This is a genomic window from Nocardiopsis terrae (genome assembly GCF_014651695.1).
In the GTDB taxonomy this organism is placed as follows: domain Bacteria; phylum Actinomycetota; class Actinomycetes; order Streptosporangiales; family Streptosporangiaceae; genus Nocardiopsis; species Nocardiopsis terrae.
Map to the genome: position 1 here is coordinate 34,076 of NZ_BMXJ01000005.1, position 22,394 is coordinate 56,469.

Annotated in this window: 21 protein-coding genes; 4 read left to right on the top strand and 17 right to left on the bottom strand. The window is 70.8% G+C overall.

The annotated features are described in order from the left end of the window. Together IE195_RS14570 and IE195_RS14575 are read left to right on the top strand one after the other, a co-directional pair. Positions 1 to 816: a DUF2306 domain-containing protein gene (locus tag IE195_RS14570; protein ID WP_191271688.1), complete on the top strand. Its 816-nt coding sequence runs from the start codon at positions 1 to 3 to the stop codon at positions 814 to 816. Between the two features lie 239 nt (positions 817 to 1,055). After that, entirely contained in the window at positions 1,056 to 1,916 is an 861-nt protein-coding gene (locus IE195_RS14575) for a ferric iron reductase (protein WP_191271690.1), read from the top strand. A gap of 67 nt (positions 1,917 to 1,983) precedes the next feature. Here the strand turns inward: IE195_RS14575 and IE195_RS26600 are convergent, their stop codons facing one another. The 11 genes from IE195_RS26600 to IE195_RS14630 form a co-directional block, all read right to left on the bottom strand. Continuing rightward, complete coding sequence (locus IE195_RS26600) at positions 1,984 to 2,520, bottom strand: hypothetical protein (RefSeq protein WP_308428430.1); 537 nt, start codon at positions 2,518 to 2,520, stop codon at positions 1,984 to 1,986. A 157-nt stretch (positions 2,521 to 2,677) separates the two neighbouring features. Beyond that, positions 2,678 to 3,985 (bottom strand): MFS transporter, encoded by a 1,308-nt coding sequence (locus tag IE195_RS14585; RefSeq protein ID WP_191271692.1) that lies wholly within the window; start codon positions 3,983 to 3,985, stop codon positions 2,678 to 2,680. A 104-nt stretch (positions 3,986 to 4,089) separates the two neighbouring features. Beyond that, positions 4,090 to 4,356, bottom strand: coding sequence for a hypothetical protein (locus IE195_RS14590; protein ID WP_191271694.1), 267 nt, complete (start codon positions 4,354 to 4,356; stop codon positions 4,090 to 4,092). 152 nt (positions 4,357 to 4,508) lie between these two features. After that, on the bottom strand, positions 4,509 to 4,913 hold the full coding sequence (gene panD, locus IE195_RS14595) for an aspartate 1-decarboxylase (protein WP_191271696.1): 405 nt from the start codon (positions 4,911 to 4,913) through the stop codon (positions 4,509 to 4,511). A 196-nt stretch (positions 4,914 to 5,109) separates the two neighbouring features. Beyond that, a complete protein-coding gene (locus IE195_RS14600; protein ID WP_191271698.1) occupies positions 5,110 to 7,947 on the bottom strand; it encodes a DEAD/DEAH box helicase in 2,838 nt (945 codons plus the stop codon). 12 nt (positions 7,948 to 7,959) lie between these two features. Next, positions 7,960 to 8,856, bottom strand: a complete 897-nt coding sequence (locus IE195_RS14605) for a diacylglycerol/lipid kinase family protein (protein ID WP_191271700.1) — start codon at positions 8,854 to 8,856, stop codon at positions 7,960 to 7,962. Between the two features lie 92 nt (positions 8,857 to 8,948). Continuing rightward, on the bottom strand, positions 8,949 to 9,374 hold the full coding sequence (locus IE195_RS14610; RefSeq protein ID WP_191271701.1) for a DUF397 domain-containing protein: 426 nt from the start codon (positions 9,372 to 9,374) through the stop codon (positions 8,949 to 8,951). Between the two features lie 153 nt (positions 9,375 to 9,527). Then, positions 9,528 to 10,379 carry a twin-arginine translocase subunit TatC gene (gene tatC / locus IE195_RS14615; protein ID WP_191272636.1) on the bottom strand — a complete coding sequence of 284 codons (852 nt, stop codon included), beginning with the start codon at positions 10,377 to 10,379 and terminating at the stop codon, positions 9,528 to 9,530. Between the two features lie 263 nt (positions 10,380 to 10,642). Next, the gene (gene tatA, locus IE195_RS14620; protein WP_191271702.1) at positions 10,643 to 10,972 is read right to left on the bottom strand and encodes a Sec-independent protein translocase subunit TatA; all 330 of its coding nucleotides are present in this window, start codon (positions 10,970 to 10,972) and stop codon (positions 10,643 to 10,645) included. Positions 10,973 to 11,038: 66 nt separating this feature from the next. After that, a complete protein-coding gene (locus IE195_RS14625) occupies positions 11,039 to 11,224 on the bottom strand; it encodes a hypothetical protein (RefSeq protein ID WP_191271704.1) in 186 nt (61 codons plus the stop codon). Positions 11,225 to 11,284: 60 nt separating this feature from the next. Then, positions 11,285 to 13,327 (bottom strand): helix-turn-helix transcriptional regulator, encoded by a 2,043-nt coding sequence (locus IE195_RS14630; RefSeq protein ID WP_191271706.1) that lies wholly within the window; start codon positions 13,325 to 13,327, stop codon positions 11,285 to 11,287. A gap of 100 nt (positions 13,328 to 13,427) precedes the next feature. On the opposite strand from IE195_RS14630, the gene IE195_RS14635 reads away from it, so the two are divergent. After that, a complete protein-coding gene (locus tag IE195_RS14635; protein WP_191271708.1) occupies positions 13,428 to 14,522 on the top strand; it encodes a DUF3866 family protein in 1,095 nt (364 codons plus the stop codon). On the opposite strand, the gene IE195_RS14640 is transcribed toward IE195_RS14635, so the two are convergent. The 6 genes from IE195_RS14640 to IE195_RS14665 form a co-directional block, all read right to left on the bottom strand. After that, positions 14,509 to 15,555, bottom strand: a complete 1,047-nt coding sequence (locus tag IE195_RS14640) for a methionyl-tRNA formyltransferase (RefSeq protein ID WP_191271711.1) — start codon at positions 15,553 to 15,555, stop codon at positions 14,509 to 14,511. The genes IE195_RS14635 and IE195_RS14640 overlap by 14 nt on opposite strands. Positions 15,556 to 15,723: 168 nt before the next feature. Beyond that, on the bottom strand, positions 15,724 to 16,848 hold the full coding sequence (locus tag IE195_RS14645) for an FKBP-type peptidyl-prolyl cis-trans isomerase (RefSeq protein ID WP_191271713.1): 1,125 nt from the start codon (positions 16,846 to 16,848) through the stop codon (positions 15,724 to 15,726). 191 nt (positions 16,849 to 17,039) lie between these two features. Beyond that, positions 17,040 to 18,398 carry a Pup--protein ligase gene (gene pafA, locus IE195_RS14650; RefSeq protein ID WP_191271715.1) on the bottom strand — a complete coding sequence of 453 codons (1,359 nt, stop codon included), beginning with the start codon at positions 18,396 to 18,398 and terminating at the stop codon, positions 17,040 to 17,042. A gap of 113 nt (positions 18,399 to 18,511) precedes the next feature. After that, positions 18,512 to 19,267, bottom strand: coding sequence for a proteasome subunit alpha (gene prcA, locus IE195_RS14655; protein WP_191271718.1), 756 nt, complete (start codon positions 19,265 to 19,267; stop codon positions 18,512 to 18,514). A gap of 55 nt (positions 19,268 to 19,322) precedes the next feature. After that, positions 19,323 to 20,168, bottom strand: coding sequence for a proteasome subunit beta (gene prcB / locus IE195_RS14660; RefSeq protein ID WP_191271720.1), 846 nt, complete (start codon positions 20,166 to 20,168; stop codon positions 19,323 to 19,325). Between the two features lie 166 nt (positions 20,169 to 20,334). Then, entirely contained in the window at positions 20,335 to 20,535 is a 201-nt protein-coding gene (locus tag IE195_RS14665) for a ubiquitin-like protein Pup (protein WP_191271722.1), read from the bottom strand. 666 nt (positions 20,536 to 21,201) lie between these two features. On the opposite strand from IE195_RS14665, the gene IE195_RS14670 reads away from it, so the two are divergent. Beyond that, the gene (locus tag IE195_RS14670) at positions 21,202 to 22,353 is read left to right on the top strand and encodes a S1 family peptidase (RefSeq protein ID WP_191271724.1); all 1,152 of its coding nucleotides are present in this window, start codon (positions 21,202 to 21,204) and stop codon (positions 22,351 to 22,353) included. Positions 22,354 to 22,394: the final 41 nt, after the last annotated feature.

Here is a 22,394-nt window from a genome sequence, read left to right on the forward strand (position 1 = left end):
ATGACTCGAACCACCTCCGACTCACGACACCTCACGGCAGCCCCGCCCACCGACACCGCGTCGCGGCGCCCGCCGCCGAAACCCTCCCCCGCCCGCTGGTGGGAGCGGCCGTGGATCCTGCCTCTGGCCCTGTTCAGCGTCACGTTCCTGCTCTTCGCCGTCCCGCCCTACCTGAGCCTGGACCCGGCCGATTCACGCCTGCCGGTTCCGGAGAGCCCGTCCTGGTACTTTCCGGTACTCGTCATCCACGTCTTCGGCGGAGCGCTCATCACGCTGCTGGTGATCCTCCAGGTGTGGCCGTGGCTACGCACCCGCCACCCGGCAGTGCACCGGTGGAGCGGACGGGTGTACGTCCTGGCGGGACTCCCCCTCGTCGGGGTTCCGGCCATGCTCATCGCACCCTTCAGCGAAGCCGGCGCGAGCGCGCAGATCAGCGGCTTCGTCTGGGCCGCACTGTGGTCGGCCTTCACCGTCCTGGGCTACGTGAAGGCGCGCCGACGGCGGTTCGCCGACCACCGCGAGTGGATGCTGCGAAGCTTCGCCCTGGTCTACGGCATCGCGTTCAACCGCGTGTTGCACGTCCTCTTGGTGATGATCACGGCGCCGCGGGTGGACACGGTCTACGGAGGCGACTTCGAGGCGATGTCGCTCGACCTCGGCGCCGCGTCGGGCTTCCTGTCGTGGATTCTGCCCCTGCTGTTCGTGGAGTGGTGGATCAAGTACCGCAAACCCCGTCGCCGCAGTCGCCGGGCCCGGACCACCGACAAGAGGACCGCCTCGCCCGCTTCGCCCGCCGAACCGGACCACTCAGCCTGAACACACGTCACAATTTTCGCACCTGTTCGCGACCAGGGCGGTCCACCCGCTCTGACCTGACCTTGGGCCGAACAACGAGCGTCCAGGTTTCGGCAAACAAGTGCCCCGTCACATTGCAACCACAAGATTCGTTAGGATAGCCTCACTTAAGAGGCGCAGGTGAACCCGTCCCCCGGTGGTAGCTGCGACCACACCGCCCCCGGACTTGACGGTTACGCTATGCGACGAAGGGTTGCCAGGTGACTCCAGATCCGCTCGACGCTCTCCGCGGTGTCTGCTCGCGGCTGAAGTTCGCGCCGCTGCCCGAGATCACCAGCCTGGCCGAACTCCACGGCCGACAGGCGGACGGCGTACAGCAGCACAGCGTCACCTCGATGACCGACCACGGCTGGATTCCGGTCCTGTTCGACAAGCTCCGGACCGAACACGGACCCGGCCACCGGCTTCCGGCCGCCACCAACTTCCTGCGGGTCACCCTGCGCGAGCCCGTCTTCATGGCCGCCGCGTCCCTGTACCTGACCGGCCGCGGGCCGCTGTTCACACCGGACACGCTCCACCTGCCCTGGGACACCGTCCGCTCCCGCTTCGGCACCCCCGTCGTGACCGACGTCCGCACCGCGGTGCTGCCCGACGACCCGGCCGCCGGCCACCCCGACACCGTGCTCGCCCGTGACGAGGACGAACAGCTGCGGCTCACCGCCGAAGGACTGTTCGCCACCTTCGAGCCCCTCATCGACGCACTGCACGCGCACTCCCGCGCGGGCAAGCGCACCCTGTGGGGCTGGGTGCTCGACACCCTGCACTTCTACATGCTCAATCCGGCCCGGTACCTGGGCCGGGACGCCGAGCAGGCCTGGGAGCTGGCCACCCGGCTGGGTGACGCCGTGGTCGCGGCGGGGGCCGTCACCCGCAAGCGCCCGCGCCTGTTCCCGTTCGCGCCCGACCACCCCAGGGGGACCTGGGCGGTCCGGGGCACCTGCTGCTTCGACTACAAGGGCGACCCCGAGCACGGCTTCTGCACCACCTGCCCGCTCAAGTGCGACAGCGAACGCCGGGAGGACCTGACGGAGTGGCTGCGCGATCCGGCGCTGGCCCCCTGACAGGGCCCCGGCATCGCGCCGCTGGTGTTCCGTCCCGGGGCCGCGCACCGGTCTCGTCGGCGTCCGTCTAGGAGCCGCCTGCGGCGATCAGGACCAGCGCGGCACAACCGCCCAGAACCAGGAGCAGCAGGAGCAGGACACCGCAGCCGATCCCGATGATCTTGCCCCACGGCGTCTGCCTGGGCGGTGGCGGGCGGAACCCGCCCGGGCCGCCGTACCCGCCGGGGGTCTGGTACGTGCCCGGCGCTCCGGGGTACTCGCCGTAACCGGGGGCGTAGCCCGCGTGCTCGTACCCGGCCTGAGCCGGCCCGTTCGGCCCCTCCGAGAGTTCCCCCGGGTCCACCGGTCCGGGCTGCGCACCGGTGGGGTGCCCCGTCGGGTACCCGTGGGGCAGTTGATCCGGGGGCGGGCCGACGTACGGCCGGGGGTCGCCGGGAGGGGGTTCGCACGCGGTGGATCCGTGTTCCGGCTCCCCGGGCGGTTGCGGACCGCCCCCGCTCGGGTCACCGGGGTCGCCCGGCCGCCACTCCTCCGGCGGACGGTGGTTCACCGGATCCCGTTCCGGCCGCTCCCCGGCCCCCTCCTCGGGTCCCCGGTCACTCAATGAGAACACCCCTTCGTCCGGCGGCACGAGCCCGCCTCCCTCGGCGGACGCCTCGAAACTGCACCGTAACCGCGTAAAGAGAGGTTTGAGGAAAGCTCACCGGGCGTTTCCGGTAAAGGTCCGGATGTGTTTGCCCCGGGCCGGTAGCGCCGCCCGGTCAGTCCGCGCGAAGGTCCCGGTCGGCACGGCCGCGGGAGAGCAGGGCACGGACCGCGAGCACGAACACCGGGACGGTGAACAGGGCCGCGAACACGTTCAGGCCACCGAACCCCGCCATCGCCAGGACCACGCCGGAGAACGCGCCGGCCGACGCGCCGCCCAGGTTCATCGCCAGGTCGCTGAAGCCCTGGGCGCGCGGTCGCACCTCGGCGGAGAGCGACTCCGCGAGCAGGGTGCTGCCGGACACCAGGCCGAAGGACCAGCCCAGACCGAGCAGGACCAGGCCGGTGGTCACCAGCGCCTCGTCGTGCCCCGCGGTGCCCGAGACGGCGGTGGCCGCGAGCAGGACCACCTGCCCGGCCAGGAGCACGGGGACCCGCCCGAAACGGTCCGCGAGCCAGCCCACGAGCGGGGAGAACGCGTACATGCCGGCGATGTGCAGGGAGATCGTCAGCCCGATGACGGTGAGCGCGGACCCGTGGTGCGACATGTGCACCGGAGTCATGGTCATCACCGCGACCATCACGGTGTGGCTGGCCACGATGCCGACCACGGCCAGGAGCGCGTCCGGGCTGCTGCCGATCGCCCGGAGGCCGTCGGCCAGGGTGAGCTTCGCCTTCGGGGCCCCGCCCCGGTCGCGTTCGACCCGTTCGGCCTCTGCCGTGGCGGCCAGCAGGGGGTCGGGGCGCAGCAGCCCGCCGATGAGGGCGGCGCCTCCCAGGAAACCGGCCGTGGTGAGCAGGACCGGGCCCAGGAGGTCGGTCAGCCCCAGGGACTCGGCCAGGCCACCCGTGGGGCCGATCAGGTTGGGGCCGACCACGGCGCCCACGGTGGTCGCCCAGACCACGACGGACAGGTCGCGGCCGCGGGTGCGTTCGGTGGCCAGGTCGGCCGCCGCGTGCCGGGCCTGGAGGTTGGTGGCGGTCCCCGCACCGATCAGCACCATCCCGGCCAGGAAGAGCGCGAACAGCTCCCACACGGTGGCGGCGATGACGACGGTCCCGCCCAGGGCGCCCAGGAGCCAGCCCAGGGCGAGACCGGGGCGACGGCCCCTCCGGGCGGCGGTGGCGGCCAGGGGCAGCGCGAAGACGGCCGCACCCAGGGTGATCATGGTGGTGGCCATCCCGGACCAGGTGTCCGAACCGCTCAGGTCCAGGGCGATGAGCGCGCCCACGGCCAGCATGGCGCCCATACCGATACCGCCGACGACCTGGGCGATCATGAGGACCAGGACGGTACGCCGTTGCAGCCTGGTTCGTCCCGCCTCGGTGAGGGCGTTCCCGCCCCGGGTGGTTCCTGTGGACACTGGACCGACACTCCGATTCATCCGCCTGACAGACGAATCGTAGCTCGCTGGCATTTCCACGGATCATGCGGGGCAAAAGGGATGAATTGCGGGGTGCGGGCCGCTCACCCACCGGGAAGCCCGGCCCGAGACCTCCCCCTGCCGTACCGCCACCGCAGGAAGTCGTGCTCGCGCTCGACGTAGCGCATCTCGGCGTACAGCAGGTCGGGGTCCTGCGCGTGGACGACCACCCCGCCCTCCGGGATCACCGGCCAGCAGGCGTACGCCCAGAAGCACCGGGTGTAGACCCCCCAGAGGACGACCCACGCTCCCTGCTTCTGCCACTCGATGTGTTCGGCGACCCGACGCCGTTCCTCGTCCCGTTCGTCCATGCCGCCTCTGGGCATACCCGGCGTCCGGAGGACCGATCAGGCCGGAATCGGCCAGGCTGCGGGGTTTCCCGGCCTCCCCGGCCCGCGGCGGAACCCGCCGAACACGAACGCCCGTGCCGGGGCACGGGCGTTCGTGGCACTGCGGATACGGTTCAGCGACCGGCGACGAGACCGCTGCCGGGGACCGGCTCAGCCGGGTCGTTGCCCAGTGCGACGATCTTGTTGTCGCGGTCCACGTGCACGATGTGCTGGACGTGGTCGGCACGCTCCCTCTCGTCCACCTGGGCGTAACCGATGAGGATGACCAGGTCGCCGGGGCTCACCAGACGCGCCGCCGCGCCGTTGATCCCGATGACGCCGCTGCCCCGCTCACCGACGAGGGCGTAGGTGACCAGGCGGTTTCCGTTGTCGATGTCGACGATGTGGACCTGCTCGCCGTCGACGATGTCGGCGGCGTCCATCAGGTCGGCGTCGATGGTGACCGAGCCCACGTAGTGCAGGTCGGCCTGGGTGACCGTGGCACGGTGGATCTTGCCGTTCATGAGGGTGCGCAGCACTGCTGAAGCCTCGTTTCAGGACGTCTTGCGGACTACAGGCCCCGTTCGGGGTCCCGTGCTTATCCCATGATGGTGCCCCCGGTGACCCGATTCGACCACCGGGGCCCCGTTACGCCTCGAACGCCCGCCCCCGCCCGGTTGTTCCGCGGGCCCCGCGGACACCGGAAGCGGGGCCACCGCGGTCGGGGCCGGGGACCTAGTTGAAGGAGGAGTAGGCGACCACCCCGCGGCGGACCAGGTCCGAGGCCTTGCGGGCGTTGGACCGCATCTGGGGGTCGGCGGCTGCCCCCGCGATCTGGCTGAGCATGTCCACCAGCATCTTCGCGGTGCGCACGAAGTCCCCCGCGGTCATCTCCGACTGGCGCAGGATCGCGTCGAGCCGGTCACCGCGCGCCCAGCGGTGCGCGGTCCACACGAAGCCGAGGTCGGGCTGGCGCAGGAACGAGACCCGGTTCCGGGCCTCCACCTCGTTGAGCTCCCCCCACAGCCGCACCATCTCGGTGAGGGCCTCCTCGACCTTTCCCTCCGGCAGGCGCGGGAAGGCGTCGTCGTTCCGGCGCGCCTCGTAGACCAGGGCCGCGGCGCACGCTGCCAGCTCCACCGGGTTGAGGTCGTCCCACACGCCCCGGCGCAGGCACTCGGCGACCAGCAGGTCCAGTTCGGAGTAGATCTTGGCGAGCTTGCCGCCCTCCTCGGAGACCTCGTCGCCCGACAGGTACTCCAGGTCCTCCAGGACACCGCACACCCGGTCGAAGGTACGGGAGATGACGTGCGACCGCCCCTCCACACGGCGGCGCAGCGATTCCGTCTCCTTCTGCAGCCGGAAGTAGCGCTCGGCCCAGCGGGCGTGGTCCTCACGGTCGGAACAGCCGTGGCAGGGGTGCTTCTTCAGTGCGGAGCGCAGCCGGCGGACCTCGGGGTCCTCCTGCTGGTCGCGACGGCCGCCCCGTCGTTCGTAGGAGGGGTCGGTGCCCTGCTCCCTGAGTTTGTTGCGCAGGGTCGAGGCCAGGTCCTGGCGCGAGCGCGGGGAACGCGCGGAGAAGGACTTGGGGATGCGCATCCGCCCCGAGGGGTGCACCGGGATGTTGAAGTCACTGGCGTTGACCCGCTTGACCTGCTTGTCCGCGGTCAGGACCAGCGGAGCGGGCAGGTCGTGGCGCAACCCGGGGTCCAGGACCACGGCGTGCCCGGAGAAGCGGCCCGAGGGGATGCGGATGATGTCGCCGGTGCGCAGCCGCTCCAGGCTCTCCAGGGCCTCGTCCCGGCGCTGGGCCGAACGGTTCTTCGCGAGCGCGGCCTCACGGTCGCTCAGGGCCCGGCGCAGCCCCGCGTACTCCATGAAGTCGCCCAGGTGGCACTCTGCCGCCTTGGCGTAGCCCTCCAGGGCCTCCTCGTGTTTGCGCAGCTGCCTGACCAGTCCGACCACGGCCCGGTCGGCCTGGAACTGGGCGAAGGAGGCCTCCAGCATGTTGCGGCTGCGCCGGCGGCCGACCTGGCCGACCAGGTTGACCGCCATGTTGTAGGAGGGCCGGAAGCTGGAGTTGAGCGGGTAGGTGCGGGTGCCCGCCAGGCTGGCCACCGACTCGGGGTCGGTCCCGGCCTGCCAGACCACGACCGCGTGCCCCTCCACGTCGATGCCCCGCCGCCCGGCCCGCCCGGTGAGCTGGGTGTACTCGCCGGGGGTGAGCGCGGCGTGGGTCTCGCCGTTCCACTTGTCGAGCTTCTCGATCACCACGGTGCGGGCGGGCATGTTGATGCCCAGGGCCAGCGTCTCGGTGGCGAAGACCGCCCGGATCAGACCCTTGGAGAACAGGTGCTCGACGATCTCCTTGAAGGTGGGCAGCATGCCCGCGTGGTGCGCGGAGATCCCCGCCTCCAGGGCGCGCAGCCAGGAGTCGAAGCCGAGCACGCTCAGATCCGCGCGCGGGATGTCCGCGCAGCGCGTCTCGGCGTACTCACGGATCTGGTCGGCCTCCTCGGGGGTGGTGAGCACCAGGCCGGAGGCCACGCACTGGCGGACGGCGTCGTCGCAGCCCGCCCTGCTGAAGATGAAGGTGATCGCCGGGAGGAGCCCCTCGGAGTCCAGTTCCTCGATGATCATCGGCCGTGTGGGCGGGGCGAACCGGGTGCGCGGACGCACGTTGCCGCGGGCCCTGGTCTGCGGGTGGCGGCGCCGGTTGGCCAACTGGGTGGTGCGCGCGTCGTCCTCGGCGGTACGGCTCAGGTACGGGTTGATGAGCAGTTTCTGCCCGCCCACCCGGATCTCCTGGGGGCGCCGGTGCTGGAGCCGGCGCCGTTCCCGCTTGCGCCGGCTGCGGCCGCCCCCCTCCTCGGCGTCCTCGGGCTCCTCCTGCTGTTCGACGAACAGGTCGTGGATCCGGTTGCCCACCATGACGTGCTGCCACAGCGGAACGGGCCGCTTCTCGTCGACGATGACGGTGGTGTCGCCGCGTACCTGCTGGAGCCACTCACCGAACTCCTCGGCGTTGCTGACGGTCGCGGACAGGGCGACCATGCGCACCGACTCGGGCAGGTGGATGATCACCTCCTCCCAGACCGCGCCGCGGAACCGGTCGGCGAGGTAGTGCACCTCGTCCATGACCACGTAGGCCAGTCCGCCCAGGGTGGACGAACCCTCGTAGAGCATGTTGCGCAGCACCTCGGTGGTCATCACGACCACCGGCGCCTCACCGTTGACGCTGTTGTCACCGGTCAGCAGCCCGACCTGGTCGGCGCCGTAGCGTTTGACCAGGTCGTTGTACTTCTGGTTGGACAGGGCCTTGATCGGCGTGGTGTAGAAGCACTTGGTGCCCTCGGCCAGGGCCAGGTGCACGGCGAACTCGCCGACCACGGTCTTGCCGGATCCGGTCGGCGCGGCGACCAGCACCCCGTGTCCGCCTTCCAGAGCCTTGCAGGCCCTGATCTGGAAGGGGTCGAACTCGAACCCGTAGAGCCCCTGGAAGGCCTCGATCGCGGCGCTGGAGGCGCTCTGGCGCCGACGGAAGGCGGCGTAACGCTCGGAGTGACTACTCATAGGTCTCCCAGCCTATGAGGTCAGCTCCAACATCTCGACCGCCTTGGGCACCACCTCGCACACCAGTGTCGGCGGTCCGATGCGTTCCCCGTCGGCGTAGGCCGCCCCCGCGTCGCCCCGGATGGTGACGGTGCGCCCCTGCACGGAGACCACCTCGTCGAGACCGAGGTGGCTTCCGGTGAAGACCTTGGGGAACATGCGCAGGAAGCGGCCGAGCGGCCCCTGCCTGACGAAGACGACGTCGAGCAGCCCGTCGTCGGGGACGGCCTCGGCGCACACGTGCATGCCGCCGCCGTAGGCACTGGTGTTGCCGACCGCCACCAGCATGCCGGGTTCGGCGATCCGGTGTCCGTCGATGTCGATCTCGAAGTCGACGGGCTGAAAGGAGCGCAGTTCGGCGAGGAGCCCGACCAGGTAGCCGGCACGGCCGGCACCGAAGCGGAAGTTGTTCACCCGTTCGTTGACCCGGGCGTCGAAACCGCAGGCCAGAACGCTCATGTAGTAGCGCTGGGTGCCGTCGGCCGTGGTCAGGCGGACCACGTCGCTGGGGCGGGTGCGGCCGGCCAGGATCGCCTCGGCCGCCTTGTGCGCGGAGCCGCGCGGGACGCCGAAGGCACGGGCCACGTCGTTGCCGCTTCCCGCCGGGATCACCGCCAGGGGCACGCCGGTACCGACCACGCCCTGGAGTGCCTGGTGCACCAGGCCGTCACCGCCGACCGCGACCAGTGCGTCGGGGCGGTCCGCGGCGGCCAGGCGGGCCAGGCGACGGCTGTCCGCCGCGGAGCGGCCGGTGTAGACGTGCACACGCGCGCCCGCGTCGCGCAGGGCCGCCTTCAGGCGCACCGCGATGACGGCGGCGCGGCGCCGGCCTGAGGCCGGGTTGACCAGAAGGGCGATGTGAGGGGGCATATGCCGGTCCTTAACTACCCGGATCCGGGGTCAAAGGGGTGTACGGGGCCGGGTGAGGTACCCGCACACCCGCGCCCGGGCGCAGGCGCCGCTCAGTCGTCCCGGGTCGCGGACCCCTGCTCGGTTTCCTCACGCTGGCGGCGATGGTACTCCTCCATCGCCTCCGGCGTGTTCAGCGGGGAGGGCACCCAGGTCGCCTCGACCTCGGCCTGACCGCGCTGGATCGCGATCTCCTCCTCGGTGAGGTACTCCTCGGGGATGTCGAACTCGCCGTCACGGGCCCCCAGGACGAAGGCCTCCCACTCGGCGGGGGTGAAGAACAGGGTGCCCTTCTCCGGTGACTTGCCGTCCCGCACCGCGCGGAAGCCGTCGTCGAACTCGGCGACCTCGACGACCGCCTCGGAGTCCGGCTTGGACAGGGAGGAACGCATCCACACGGCGTGGGTGGTGTCGTGCCACTTCTCGTTGCCCATGGCCTCGGGCGGCAGTTCCCTCTTGCCCTCGGTCTGCTCGCTCATCAGCTCTTCCTGGTCTTCCTGGTTCCTGGAGCTCGGTGTGGGTGGAGCTCGCTCTGGCAGCGGTGTCCGGGGCGACGGCGGACCAGGGGCGTGTGGGAGCCCGGGCCTGCCGCCGACTGTTCCCAGCCGAACCCTAGCGCTTCCCGAACGGTCTCAGGAGCGCTTGCTCGATTCGCCCTCGGAGTCGGGATCGTCCAGTGAGGAGGGCGTGTAGTCCAGGTCGGAGGGCTGGTCGTCGAGGTCGGAGATCTCGTCGTCGCTGAGGTCGCCGGCGGGGTCGTTGCGCCTTCTGCGGCGGTCGTTGAAGAAGCAGAACAGCTCGGCGAGCTCGAAGAGGATGATGAGGGGGACCGCCAGGGCCAGCATCGAGATGGGCTCGGCCGGGGTGACGACCGCCGCGATCAGGAAGGCGGAGAAGATGATGACCTGACGCCACTTGACGATGGCCTCGTGGCTGAGGATGCCGACGATGTTGAGCAGGACCACCAGCAGCGGCATGACGAAGCCGAGACCGAACATGCCCATCATGATGAGCATGTAGCTGAGGTACTCGCCGATGGTGAGGAACGGGTCCGCGTCCTCGGGCAGGAAGCCGAACAGCATCTGGAGGGCGAGCGCGGTGATCGAGTACGCCAGGGCCGCGCCCGAGACGAACAGGAGACCGGCCAGCGGCGCGAAGATGTAGGCGTACTTCTTCTCGCTGCCGTGCAGCGCCGGGGCGACGAAGGCCCACAGCTGGTAGAGCCAGAGCGGCGCGGTGACCAGGGCTCCGACGAACAGCCAGACCTTGAAGGCGACGAAGAACGCGTCGAAGGGCCCGGTGACGATCAGGGAGCAGCCGCCGCCCTCGACGACCTGGGAGGCGGGGAGCGAGCAGTAGGGCTCGGTGAGGAAGTTCCACACCTGGTCGTAGAAGACGGCGCCGACCACCGCACCCAGGGCCAGGATGAGCAGTGCCTTGGCCAACCGGTTGCGCAGCTCGCGCAGGTGGTCCATGAGCGGCATCCGGGCGTCCGGGTTCGCCGTTCGGCTTCGGGACCTCATCGTGCGGTCACTCTCTTCTCATCCGGGCCCGCGCCGAGGGCGCGGACTCCCCGCTGACGACAGCCGTCCGGCGCGGCACCTGCGGGTGCCGCGCGTGGATCCGACCGGGGGCCGGGCTCCGCGGCTCGGCCCCGGGGGGTTTCGTTCGGGCGCCGGGAGGGTTCCTCCCCCGCCTTCTCGGCACCCGGGCACGCCGCGGCGGAGCGGGGGCGCCGATCCGGCACTTAGTTGTTGTGGGTCTGGTTGCTGCGCTCACCGGACTCGTTGACGATGCGCTGGCCGGGGGGCAGCTGCGGGTAACCCTGCTGCTGGTTGGCGCCCTGGGCGCTGTCGGGCTGCGGGGCCTGCTGCGGCTGCTGGTCCTGGGCCTGCTGCGCCTTCGGCTCCTCCTCGCCCTTGGTCTCCTCGTCGTCGACCAGGCCCTTGCTCTCGGCCTTGAGGATCCGGGCACTGCGACCCAGGGAGCGGGCCAGGTCCGGAAGCTTCTTGGCTCCGAACAGAAGGATGGCGACGATCACCAGGATGGCGATGGTAGGTCCGTTGAACGGTCCCATGGTTCTACCTCTCTACGGGGCGCGACCAAGCGCCTCTGATGGTACGCGCGTCCGTCAGCGGGTCCGTCATGTGTCGGCACCGCCACGACTGATGCGCTCACGCAGGTCGGCGCTGCTCGCCTGGTACCCGCCCGCCGCCCGTGTCACCTCTTCGGACAGGGCGCAGGCCTCGCGGCGCGCTCTCAGGGCGAGGGCGCCGACGGTACAGGCTCCGGCACAGAACACACCGAAAAGGACAGCGAGGGCGATCACGCTCTCACCATATCCCTTCCGCGCTGACCTACACCCCACCCCCGGGTGAACAGGTGAGCCTCACTCCGGCGACGAAGTGGTCTCAACCAATTCTCCGGGGGTCCCGTAGTGCCGCAGGGCCCGCTCCGCCTCGGCCCGGACCTCCTCCGCGAGGCCCTCCGGCAACACCAGGCGCCCCTCCCGTCCCAACGACAGGGCCAGCCGGGCCACCCACGCCGGCGCGGGGGTGCGCAGGGTCGCCCGCACCCCGCCCCCGGGGAGCTCGACCGCCGACTCGCACACGTAGTCCTCGGTGACCCACCGAGCGGAGGGTTCCAGCACCAGGGTCACCAGGGCGTCGCGCTCGGAGCGCTGGAGCACCCCGCCGGACAGGTCGCGTCGGCCCACCCCCTCGGGCACCTCGGCCGCGAAGGGCAGCACGGTCAGCTCCAGGACCCGGTCCAGGCGGAACAGCCGCACGTCCCGCCGCAGGTGGCAGTACCCCTCCAGGAAGGTGTGGCCGTCCTGGACCACCAGCCCCATCGGATCGACGTCCCGCTCCGTGACCTGGTCCAGGTAACCCGACAGGTAGCGCAGGTGCAGGCGCTGCCCGGCGCCCAGGGCGTCCGCGCAGCGGCGCTGGGTCTGGGCGACCTGCTCGTCCAGCTCAACCCGGACCTGCACCGCGTCGGCGAGGCTGCTCACGGCCGTCCCGGCTGCGGTGCGCAGCTTCTCCCCCACCCTCTTGAGGGCGCCGCCCTCGACCCCCTGGGCCTCGGGCAGCGCCTCCAGCAGGGACAGGCCCACGACCAGGCTGGCCGCCTCGTCCGCGGTGAGCCGCAGCGGCTGGGCCAGGGTGTCGGCGTTGCCGATGATGATCTCACCGGTCTCCTTGGCCGCGTCCAGGTCCACCTCGATCAGGTCACCGGGGGTGTACCCCGGCAGGCCGCACATCCAGAGCAGGCTCAGGTCGGAGACCACCTGCTTCTCACTGAGCCCGAAGTGCCGCGCCACCTCGGGTACCCGCACGTCGCGGCCGAGCGCGTACGGGACCAGCATGAGGAGCCGGCGGAGCTGGTCGGCGGAGCGGGGGCCCCGGGCGGGGGCGTCCTCCCCCTCCGCGGCACCGACGGCGCCGGGCTCCTCCGCCGCGGCGGCCCCCTCGACCACCCCGGCCAGGTGGGACGCCACCGCCGCCCGGGCCTGCGGCGGCTCCACCACGACCGCCCGTGAACCGTGCGAGGCCACCTGCCGCACCAGCCCGCCGGTGTCGGTGTAGGGCAGCGTGAGGGTGTCCCAGCCGCTGCCGGCGCCGTCGCGCTCCCCCGGGACCACGCGCAGCGCACGGCGGCGCAGGGCGTGCGCGGAGTCGGTGCGCACGCGCAGGGTCGCGGTCCGCTCGGGCACGGCGCTCTGCTGGGAGACCACCGAACGCAGCTCCACCCCCTCGGGGACGACCACGTCGGGCCCGGTGCGCACCACGTCCACCCCGCCCTGGATCCGCCCGAGGCGGAACACCCGCTGGGCGTCGCGCAACCGGTCATGGCCCACCACGTACCAGTGGCCGCGCAGGTTCACGATGCCCCACGGTTCGACCTCGCGCCGCTGCGCCCGCTCCTGGCCCGGTTTGCGGTAGTCGAAGGAGATCGGCCGCCGGTCCCGGACCGCCTGCCACACGGGCCCGAAGGCCGGCTCGTCGGTCCGCATCGCCGGGGTCAGTCCCGGGGCCGCCTCCGAGTCGACCGGGACTCCGGCCGAACGGAGCTTGAACAGGGCGTTGGCCGCGGCCTCACCCAGGGAGGCGTGGCGCCAGGCCCGGGCCGCCAGGCCCAGCACGACCGCCTCGTCGGGCAGGAGCTCGATCTCGGGCAGCTCGTAGTCCGAGCGGGAGATCCGGTACCCCTCCTCCCCGCTGAAGGCGTCCCCGGTGCCGACCTGGATGGGGATACCGCTGTCCCGCAGCTCCCGCTTGTCCCTCTCGAACATACGCTTGAAGGCCGACTCGGTGTCGGCCTCGGCGTACCCCTGCACCGTCGCACGGATCTCCTGCGCGGTCAGGTGGCGCCGCGTGGACAACAGGCAGATGACCAGGTTGAGCTGCCGTTCGGTCTTCCTGCGCGACATTGTCCGCACTCCTCTTGCCCGCTGTGGTGGATGGACCGGGCGGGGCCGCGAGGGCGCGTCCTCCCACCTCCGGTTCAGCTCCGACGGTACCGTGCCCAGCATGATCCGGTGGCGCCGTGGTGAAGTCCGTCAGGTCCTGCCCTCGTGGCCCGGGGTCCGCCTGTGCGCGGTCTCGGTGAGCGCCGGCGGGGAGGGGTCGGCACCGCCCCCCGTCTGCCGTGCGCTGGCCTACACCGACCTGGTCGGCGCACCCGAGGTCGGCGACACCGTCCTGCTCAACACCGGCGCCCTGGACCTGGGCCTGGGCACCGGCGGATACGCCCTGGTGGTGGCCCTTCCCGACCGGTTGCCCGCCGACCGCGAGGGCCCCGGACACCTGGTCAAGGCCCGCTACACCCCGCTCCAGGCCACCGTCCTGGGCGCGGACGAGCAGGGGTCCGAGCACCACGGGGCGCTGCGCTCGGCCGAGGGGGTCGACGGGATGCCCGTGGTCGTCGCCGACCTGCACTCCGCGCTTCCCGCCGTCCTCGCCGGGATCCGCGCCGAACGCCCGGGCGCCCGGGTGGTCAACGTGATGCTCGACGGCGGTGCCCTACCTGCCGTGTTCTCCCAGCTCGTCGGGGTTCTGCGGGAGGAGGGGCTGCTCGCAGGGTGCGTGACGACCGGGCAGGCCTTCGGCGGTGACCTGGAGGCGGTCACCGTGCACTCGGGGCTGCTCGCGGCCCGGCACGTGCTGGGGGCCGACGTCGCGGTGGTCTGCCAGGGGCCGGGAAACCTGGGGACCGGCACCCCGTGGGGGTTCTCCGGGGTGGCCTGCGGCGAGGCGGTGAACGCGGCCGCCGTCCTGGGCGGGCGCCCGGTTGCCAGCCTGCGGATCAGCGAGGCCGACCAGCGCAGAAGGCACCGCGGGGTGTCCCACCACAGCCTGACCGCCTACGGCCGGGTGGCCCTGGCCCCCGCCGACGTGGTGGTTCCGAGCCTTCCCGGGTTCTTCGGCGAGTGCGTCCGCGACCAGGCCTGGAGCCTTGCGGAGCGGCACACGCTGGTGGAGGTGCCGGTCACCGGCCTGGAGGAGGAACTGCTCGCCCTGCCGGTCAAGGTGTCGACGATGGGGCGCGGGCTGGAGGAGGACCGGGCCGCCTTCCTGAGCGCGGCCGCCGCGGGGCGCCACGCCGCCACCCTCATCGGTGGTTGAGGTCCCGCTCGCCGGTCAGCCGGGCGGCGGGGCGGCGGTGTTCGGCGTCCCCGTTGCCCGGGACCGGGGTGCGACGGGTCGCGGCCAGCATGTGCTCGGAGGGGGCGTCGAAGTAGCGCCCCGGCCGGAACATGGCCAGGGAGGTCGGGTCGGCGAGCACCCCCTCGTCCACCCGCACGGTCTCGGGCACGAAAACACTGCCGTCCCCGCAGGTCACACCCCATTCACGCCCGGGGCCCGCGGAGACGATCTGTCCGGGGTCACCACCCACGACCTCCTCGGACAGCGTTCCTGAGCACAGGGTGATCCGGGCCCCGCCGAACATCGCGAAGGCGCCGGGGTAGGGGGCGGCCAGGGCGCGCACCATCCGGTCCACGTCCCGCCCCGCGGCGGTCAGGTCGAGGCGGCCGTCGCTGGGGCGGCGGCGCGGCCACACCGAGACGTGGCCGCTCTGGGGGCGGCGGGGCGCACACCCCTCCAGGAGCGCGCCCAGGTTGCGCAGGAGCAGTTCGGACTGCAGGCGCCCGGTCCTCTCGTACAGGCCGGTGGCGGTGACGTCGGGGGCCACGTCGAACCAGATCCGGTCCACGATGTCGCCCGCGTCGGCCTCCCGTTCCAGGTGGAAGAGGGTGACGGCGCTGGAGCGCATGTCGCGCAGGATCGTCCAGGGGATGGGGGCGCGTCCGCGGCCGACCGGCAGCGGGGAGGGGTGCAGGCCGACCCCGCCCAACGGCAGCGAGGTCAGGACCTGCTCGTGTACCAACTGCGACCAGCCCGCGACGACCATCAGGTCGATCCGGTGCGCCACCAGGGCGTCGCGCACCTCGTCGGTGTTGATGTCGGCCGCCCGCAGGTGCGGCAGGTCGTGACGGCGGGTGACCTCCTCGAAGTCGAAGTAGCCGGAGCGGTGCGCCAGCTCGGCCGGGTAGGAGACCACCAGGGCCGGCGGGCGTCCCTGGGCGCAGAGCTCCTCCAGCGCCGGAACACCCAGGCTCAGCCCGGACACGTAGCAGTACCGCCGCTGGTCTGGCATGGTTCCCCCTCGCCCATACTCACCCTGAGTGATCAACTCTACGCTCGGAGTCGGACTCACCGGGGACGTTCGCGGGGGCCGGGAGTGTCGGTACCGCCCATGACAGGGCCCCGTGGGCGGTCTCGCCCACGGGGCCCGGAGTTCCGGGGTCTCACCCCACCGGAGTCCTCACTCCTCGGCTGACTCCTCGTCGGCCCCGTCCTCGGCGGCGCCCTCCTCGTCCGAGGCCTCCTCGCCGCCTTCCTCCTCCGCGGGCTCGGGCGGCGGCGGGTTGTCGTAGGCGCCCAGGATGTCGACCACGAACACCAGGGTGCCCGCCGGGCTGCCCTGGGCCTCCTCGGTGGTCTCGCCGTAGGCCATGTCACCCGGCACGACCAGCATCAGGCGGCTGCCGACCTTCTGGCCGGCCATGCCCTCGACCCAGCCCTCGATGAGGCCGCCCTGTTCGCCGCTCACGAGCGTGGCGTCCAGGGGGTCGCCCCCGCGGCTCCAACTGGAGTCGAAGACCGGGTGGTTGCCGTTCTCGTCGGCCTCCCAGCGCACGCCCGTGTACTGGGCGATGATCTGCTGACCCTCCTCGACCTCGGCGCCGTCGCCCTCGATGAGGGGGACGACCTCCAGGTCCTCGGGGGCCTCGGTGTCCTCGGGGATCTCGATCTCGGGCTGGCTGTGGCCGTCCTGCGTGACCGTGGGCAGGTCGCCGCCGCCGTTGGTGGTCTGCTCGCCCGGAACGACGGCGCCCTTGCTGAAGCGGTCCACCATGTCGATGACCAGGACGCTGGCTCCCTCGGGCGCCGGCTGCCCCATCGCCTCGGCCTGCTCCCTCTCCTCGGAGGTCAGCGGCGGGAAGACGTAGACCGCACGGCTGTTCAGGGGCTGGCTGACCAGGGTCTCGGTGATGTAGTCCGGCATCTGCTCCATACGCACCAGGTCGGGAGCGCCGTTTTCGTAGCTGGACTGGCCCTCGACCTTCTCGCCCTCTCCGGGAGCCGTCCACTGGTACTGGACGACGTTGGCGACGACCAGGTCGTCCGCGCCGACGAGGACGTCCTCGCCCGACCCCTTGCTGACGACACCGGAGATCTCCTCGTCCGGAGGCTCGATGTCGGGGAAGGTGATCTCGGGTTCCTCACCGACTTCGCCGGTGACCTCGGGCAACCGCGAGTCGAGTGCGTCGTCGTTCATGCGGAGGAAGGCGGGGGTACGCCACTCCTCCGGGATCGATGCGCAGCTGGAGACCACCAAGGCGATGGCGGTCATTGGCACCGCGAGGGCGGCAGCACGTCGGTGCATGGGTCACAACCTCTGATTTCCGGCTCAGGACAGGGTCACACTACCGAACAGTCGGAGTGTGGCCAGCCCCCCGGGAGCACCCATCCGGGGAATTTCGGCCGGAGGGAGGGTGAGCGGTGGCCTCTCCGAAAGCGGGGCCCCGCGGGAAACCGTCTCCGGTCCGCCCGCGGGGCCCCGCCCGCACGTCGGTGTCACATACCCGCGATCAGCTTCTCCACCCGTTCGTCCACGGACTTGAAGGGGTCCTTGCACAGCACGGTGCGCTGCGCCTGGTCGTTGAGTTTGAGGTGGACCCAGTCGACGGTGAAGTCCCGTCGCTGTTCCTGGGCCCTGCGGATGAACTCGCCGCGCAGCCGGGCGCGGGTGGTCTGCGGGGGCACCGACTTGGCCTCGAAGATCTTCAGGTCCTCGACGACCCGGTCCATCTGCCCGCGCTGCTGCATCAGGTAGAACAGACCCCGTTCACGGTGGATGTCGTGGTAGGTGAGGTCGAGCTGGGCCACCCTCGGAGAGGACAGGGAGAGGTCGTGCCTGTCCCGGTAGCGTTCCAGCAGCAGGTACTTGGCGACCCAGTCGATCTCGCGGGAGACCGTCTCCAGGTTCTGGGTCTCGACCGCCTCCAGGGTGCGCTGCCACAGGTCCAGGATGCGCTTGCCCACGGCGTCGGTCCCGTGCCGGTCCACGTAGCTCTGCACCTTGTCCAGGTACTCGCGCTGGATCTCCAGTGCGCTGGCCTCGCGGCCGTTGGCCAGGCGCACCTTGCGACGACCTGTCATGTCGTGGCTGATCTCGCGGATCGCCCGGATGGGGTTCTCCAGGGTGTAGTCCCGCATGACGACACCGGCCTCGATCATCCGCAGCACCAGGTCGGTGGAGCCCAGTTTGAGGAGGGTGGTGGTCTCGCTCATGTTGGAGTCGCCCACGATGACGTGCAGGCGGCGGAACCGCTCGGCGTCGGCGTGGGGTTCGTCGCGGGTGTTGATGATGGGGCGGGAGCGGGTCGTCGCCGAGGACACGCCCTCCCAGATGTGCTCGGCGCGCTGGCTGACGCAGAACAGCGCGCCCCGGGGGGTCTGGAGCACCTTGCCGGCGCCGCAGATGATCTGCCGGGTGACCAGGAAGGGGATGAGGACGTCTGCGAGACGGCCGAACTCCCCGTGCCGGCCGACGAGGTAGTTCTCGTGGCACCCGTAGGAGTTGCCCGCCGAGTCGGTGTTGTTCTTGAACAGGTAGATGTCCCCGGCGATGCCCTCCTCGTGCAGGCGCTGCTCGGCGTCGACCTGCAGCCCCTCCAGGATGCGCTCGCCGGCCTTGTCGTGCGCCACCAGGTCCACGAGGCTGTCGCACTCAGGGGTGGCGTACTCGGGGTGACTGCCCACGTCCAGGTACAGGCGGGCGCCGTTGCGGAGGAACACGTTGCTGCTGCGCCCCCAGGAGACCACCCGCCGGAACAGGTAGCGGGCGACCTCGTCCGGTGACAGACGGCGCTGCCCCCGGAAGGTGCACGTGACCCCGTACTCGTTCTCCAGCCCGAAGATCCGTCGTTCCACGCGGCCTCACCAACTTCCCGTCACCGTGGGGTGGACGACGGGGCCGCGTCGCCCACACCCGCCCGGACGGTGCGGCGCCCGGGCGGCGCCGCACCGTGGTCATCGCTTACAGGTCACTCGTCGGCCTCGTCCTCGGTGCTGTTCCCGTCGCCGGAGGCGTTCTCGGCCGTTCCCCGCTTGCCCTCCGCGATGAGGGAGGCCAGGCGGCTGCCGTGGATGCGACGGAACTTGCGGTGCTGCCTGTCCCGCTCCAGGACGGCGACCTCCAGGTTGGTGGCTTCCAGTTCACGTTCCTCGCCGTTCTCGTGGGCGAGGGCGTGGGTGGCCGAGTTCAGGGCGGCACTGAGCGGAGCGTCCGCGGCGAACCGGTCCTTGAGCTGGGTGGACACGTGCTCGGAGGAACCGCCCACCGCGACGAAGCCCTGCTCGTCGACGATGGAGCCGTCGAAGGTGATGCGGTAGATCTCGTCGTCGGCCGCGGTGTCGCCGACCTCGGCGACGACGATCTCGACCTCCCAGGGCTTGAGGCTCTCACTGAAGACGGTGCCCAGGGTCTGGGCGTAGATGTTGGCGAGCTGGCGGCCGCTGACGTCACGGCGGTCGAACTGGTAACCGCGCACGTCGGCGAAGCGGACACCCATGAGGCGTAGGTTCTCGAACTCGGGGTAGCGGCCGACCGCGGCGAAACCAATGCGGTCGTAGATCTCACTGATCTTGTGCAGTGTGCGGGACATGTTGTCCGCCACCATCAGGATTCCGCCCTCGTACTGCAGGACGACGGCGCTGCGGCCGCGCGCGATGCCCTTGCGCGCGTAGTCCGCCTTGTCCTTCATCTGCTGTTCGGGGGCGACGTAGAACGGCATCGACACCGCGGATCGTTCCTTACCTAGTCGGGAGAGGTCTGTCGTGGGGGCTGCGGCCGGCTCAGCTCAGCCGGGCGGTGGGACCGTCGGGGTCGGCGGCCCGCCCCTCGACCACCTCCGTGGCCAGTCGGGCGACCTCCTCGGCGGAGACCCGCCGGTGTCCGTCCTCGGTGATGACGTCGACGAGGGGGAAGATCTTGCGGTGCAGGTCGGGACCGCCGGTGGCGGAGTCGTCGTCCGCGGCGTCGTAGAGCGACTCCAACGCCACCCTGATCGCCGTGGTCTCGTCCAGGTCCTCCCGGTAGAGCTTCTTCATGGAGCCCCTGGCGTAGACCGACCCGGAGCCGATGGAGTGGTAGCGGTGCTCCTCGTAGCGGCCGCCCACCGCGTCGTAGCTGAAGACCCTGCCCTGTTCGGTGTTCTCGTCGAAACCGACCAGCAGGGGGATCACGACGAAGCCCTGCATGGCCATGCCGAGGTTGCCGCGGACCATCTGGGCGAGCTTGTTCGCCTTACCCTCCAGGGAAAGGGAACGGCCTTCCAGCTTCTCGTAGTGCTCCAGCTCGACCTGGTAGAGCTTGGCCATCTCGATGCCGATTCCGGCCGAACCGGCGATGGCCACCGCGGAGAACTCGTCCGTCCGGTAGAGCTTGTCCATGTCACGGTTGGCGATGACGTTGCCCTGGGTGGCGCGTCGGTCGCCGGCCAGCAGTACGCCCCCGGGGAAGGTCAGGGCGACGATGGTCGTCGCGTCCGGGGTGAGGTGCTCGGTGGTGCCGCCGCCCGTGCCCAGGTGCTGCCCGGGGAGCAGTTCGGGGTTGACCTCCCGAAGAAACTCGGTGAAGGACGAGGTCCCCGCACTCATGAAAGCGGCCGACATCCGTCCGCCCTCGAAACCTTCGAACACGCGACTCCCTCCACTCGCGCCCCACCCCGTCTCGGGGGCGGATGGGGCGCCTGTCGTCCGTCTGTCTGTCTGCGGGCCGGGGGGTGACCCGGCCGATGGGGTTGACCCTAACTCCGCGCACCCCGGGGTCAGCGGCACCCGGGTGCGCTGTCAGCGAACCCGGAGGTCACTGACCGCCCTTCTGCACGAACTGCCGAACGAAGTCCTCGGCGTTGCTCTCCAGGACGTCGTCGATCTCGTCCAGGATGTCGTCGACGTCCTCGTCCAGCTGCTCGTTGCGCTCCTGGGTCTCGGTCGCGGCCTCGGTCTCCTCGACCTCCTCGTCGCGGCGGGACGAGTGCTTCTGACCACCGTTGTCATTCGCCATCGCTCACTACCTCCCGTTCGGGGCTCTCGCCCTTATCTTGGCCCAACAGCACCCGGCTCAACCCCCTTCCCGGAGCCCGATACCCGCTAGTTACCTCGAATCGTCCCGTGTTCGCGCGCACGGGGCGCAGCGGGGGCGCGGATCCGGCTCGGGCGTGTCCCCGGCCGGGGCCGGGTCGGGCACTGCGCACGCTTCGCACACACGGCCTCCAGGCATGGGCGCTGTGCGCACATCCATTCTCATTGAGCACACGGCCTTCGCCCAGGACGACCCCCTGACCAAGGGAGTTACGTTTACGCATCCAGACGGTCACGGATGGTACGGGGTGTCAGTGTCCGCATCTGGCCACTTTAGGCCTCTTGCCATTCTTATGTGTCCTTGATTCACATACACCCCGCTACGGAAAGTCAAGGTCAAACGCCCCGTCACCCGGAGTCAGGAGCACTTATTTGCCCTCTGATCCTATGACCCGATTCCCACTTGGGTGAATTACCAACTTCCAAGGCTTTTACTGTCCAAGATGTTCACTTATGGTTTGTGACCGTTTACCGAATGTCTCGGCAAACGAAGTGACCCCGGCCCGTCCGGGGCTAGCACACGGGGTCGGCCTCCCCCGCGGAAACCGAACCCCGACCCCCGTCAATTCCCCAAGGAGAGTAGGGATCAATGCGACCCTCCCCCGTTGTCTCCGCAATCGGCACCGGAGCCCTGGCCTTCGGTCTCGCGCTCTCGGTCACGCCGGGAGCCACCGCCGCGACCGTGCCCGCCGAGCCCTCGCCCCAGGGCGAGGCCGCCACCATGCAGGAAGCGCTTGAGAGGGACTTCGGCCTCACCCCGTTCGAGGCCGAGGACCTGCTCGACGCCCAGCACGAGGCCTCCGGCCTCGACGAGACCGCGGCCGAGGCCGCCGGAGACGCCTACGGCGGCTCCGTGTTCGACACCGACACCATGGAACTGACCGTCCTGGTCACCGACTCCAGCGCAGCCGGAGCCGTGGAGGCCGCCGGCGCCGAGGCCGAGGTGGTCTCACACGGCACCGAAGGCCTCGACACGATCATCGACGAGCTCGACGCGGTCGGCGCCCAGCCGGGCGTCGTCGGCTGGTACCCCGACGTCGCGAACGACACGGTCGTCATCGAGGCCACCGACACCGCCGGCGCCGAGGACCTGATCGAGACCGCGGGCGTGGACTCCTCCGCCGTCCAGGTGGAGGAGACCGACCAGACGCCTCAGCTGTATGCCGACATCATCGGCGGAGACGCGTACTACATGGGCGGCGGACGCTGCTCCGTCGGCTTCGCGGCCACCGACAGCTCGGGCAACGACGGATTCGTGACGGCCGGCCACTGCGGCACGGTCGGCACCTCCGCCGAGAGCTCGGACCGCACCGGGTCGGGCACCTTCGCGGAGTCCGTCTTCCCGGGCAACGACGCCGCCTTCGTCCGGGCCACGTCCAACTGGACCGTGACCAACCTGGTCAACATGTACAACTCCGGCGGCACCCAGGCCGTCGGCGGCTCCAGCCAGGCGCCGATCGGCTCGGCCGTGTGCCGCTCCGGCTCGACCACCGGTTGGCACTGCGGGACCATCCAGGCCCGCGGCCAGTCCGTGAGCTACCCCCAGGGCACGGTCAACGACATGACCCGGACCGACGTGTGCGCCGAGCCCGGCGACTCCGGCGGCTCGTTCATCTCCGGTGACCAGGCCCAGGGCATGACCTCCGGCGGCTCCGGCAACTGCACCTGGGGCGGCACCACCTACTACCAGGAGATCAACCCGGCGCTGAGCAGTTGGAACCTCAGCCTCGTGACGAGCTAGGCACTCCAGCGGTCCGTCAACCCGGCGCCCCCGTCCGCATC

What these genes read in the sequence shown, in the direction of transcription:
- IE195_RS14570 (WP_191271688.1), top strand. Translation starts at nt 1, where the DNA reads ATGACTCGAACCACCTCCGACTCACGACACCTCACGGCAGCCCCGCCC.
- IE195_RS14590 (WP_191271694.1), bottom strand. Translation starts at nt 4,356, where the DNA reads ATGGACGAACGGGACGAGGAACGGCGTCGGGTCGCCGAACACATCGAG.
- IE195_RS14600 (WP_191271698.1), bottom strand. Translation starts at nt 7,947, where the DNA reads ATGAGTAGTCACTCCGAGCGTTACGCCGCCTTCCGTCGGCGCCAGAGC.
- IE195_RS14605 (WP_191271700.1), bottom strand. Translation starts at nt 8,856, where the DNA reads ATGCCCCCTCACATCGCCCTTCTGGTCAACCCGGCCTCAGGCCGGCGC.
- IE195_RS14610 (WP_191271701.1), bottom strand. Translation starts at nt 9,374, where the DNA reads ATGAGCGAGCAGACCGAGGGCAAGAGGGAACTGCCGCCCGAGGCCATG.
- tatC (WP_191272636.1), bottom strand. Translation starts at nt 10,379, where the DNA reads ATGCCGCTCATGGACCACCTGCGCGAGCTGCGCAACCGGTTGGCCAAG.
- tatA (WP_191271702.1), bottom strand. Translation starts at nt 10,972, where the DNA reads ATGGGACCGTTCAACGGACCTACCATCGCCATCCTGGTGATCGTCGCC.
- IE195_RS14630 (WP_191271706.1), bottom strand. Translation starts at nt 13,327, where the DNA reads ATGTCGCGCAGGAAGACCGAACGGCAGCTCAACCTGGTCATCTGCCTG.
- IE195_RS14635 (WP_191271708.1), top strand. Translation starts at nt 13,428, where the DNA reads ATGATCCGGTGGCGCCGTGGTGAAGTCCGTCAGGTCCTGCCCTCGTGG.
- IE195_RS14640 (WP_191271711.1), bottom strand. Translation starts at nt 15,555, where the DNA reads ATGCCAGACCAGCGGCGGTACTGCTACGTGTCCGGGCTGAGCCTGGGT.
- IE195_RS14645 (WP_191271713.1), bottom strand. Translation starts at nt 16,848, where the DNA reads ATGCACCGACGTGCTGCCGCCCTCGCGGTGCCAATGACCGCCATCGCC.
- IE195_RS14665 (WP_191271722.1), bottom strand. Translation starts at nt 20,535, where the DNA reads ATGGCGAATGACAACGGTGGTCAGAAGCACTCGTCCCGCCGCGACGAG.
- IE195_RS14670 (WP_191271724.1), top strand. Translation starts at nt 21,202, where the DNA reads ATGCGACCCTCCCCCGTTGTCTCCGCAATCGGCACCGGAGCCCTGGCC.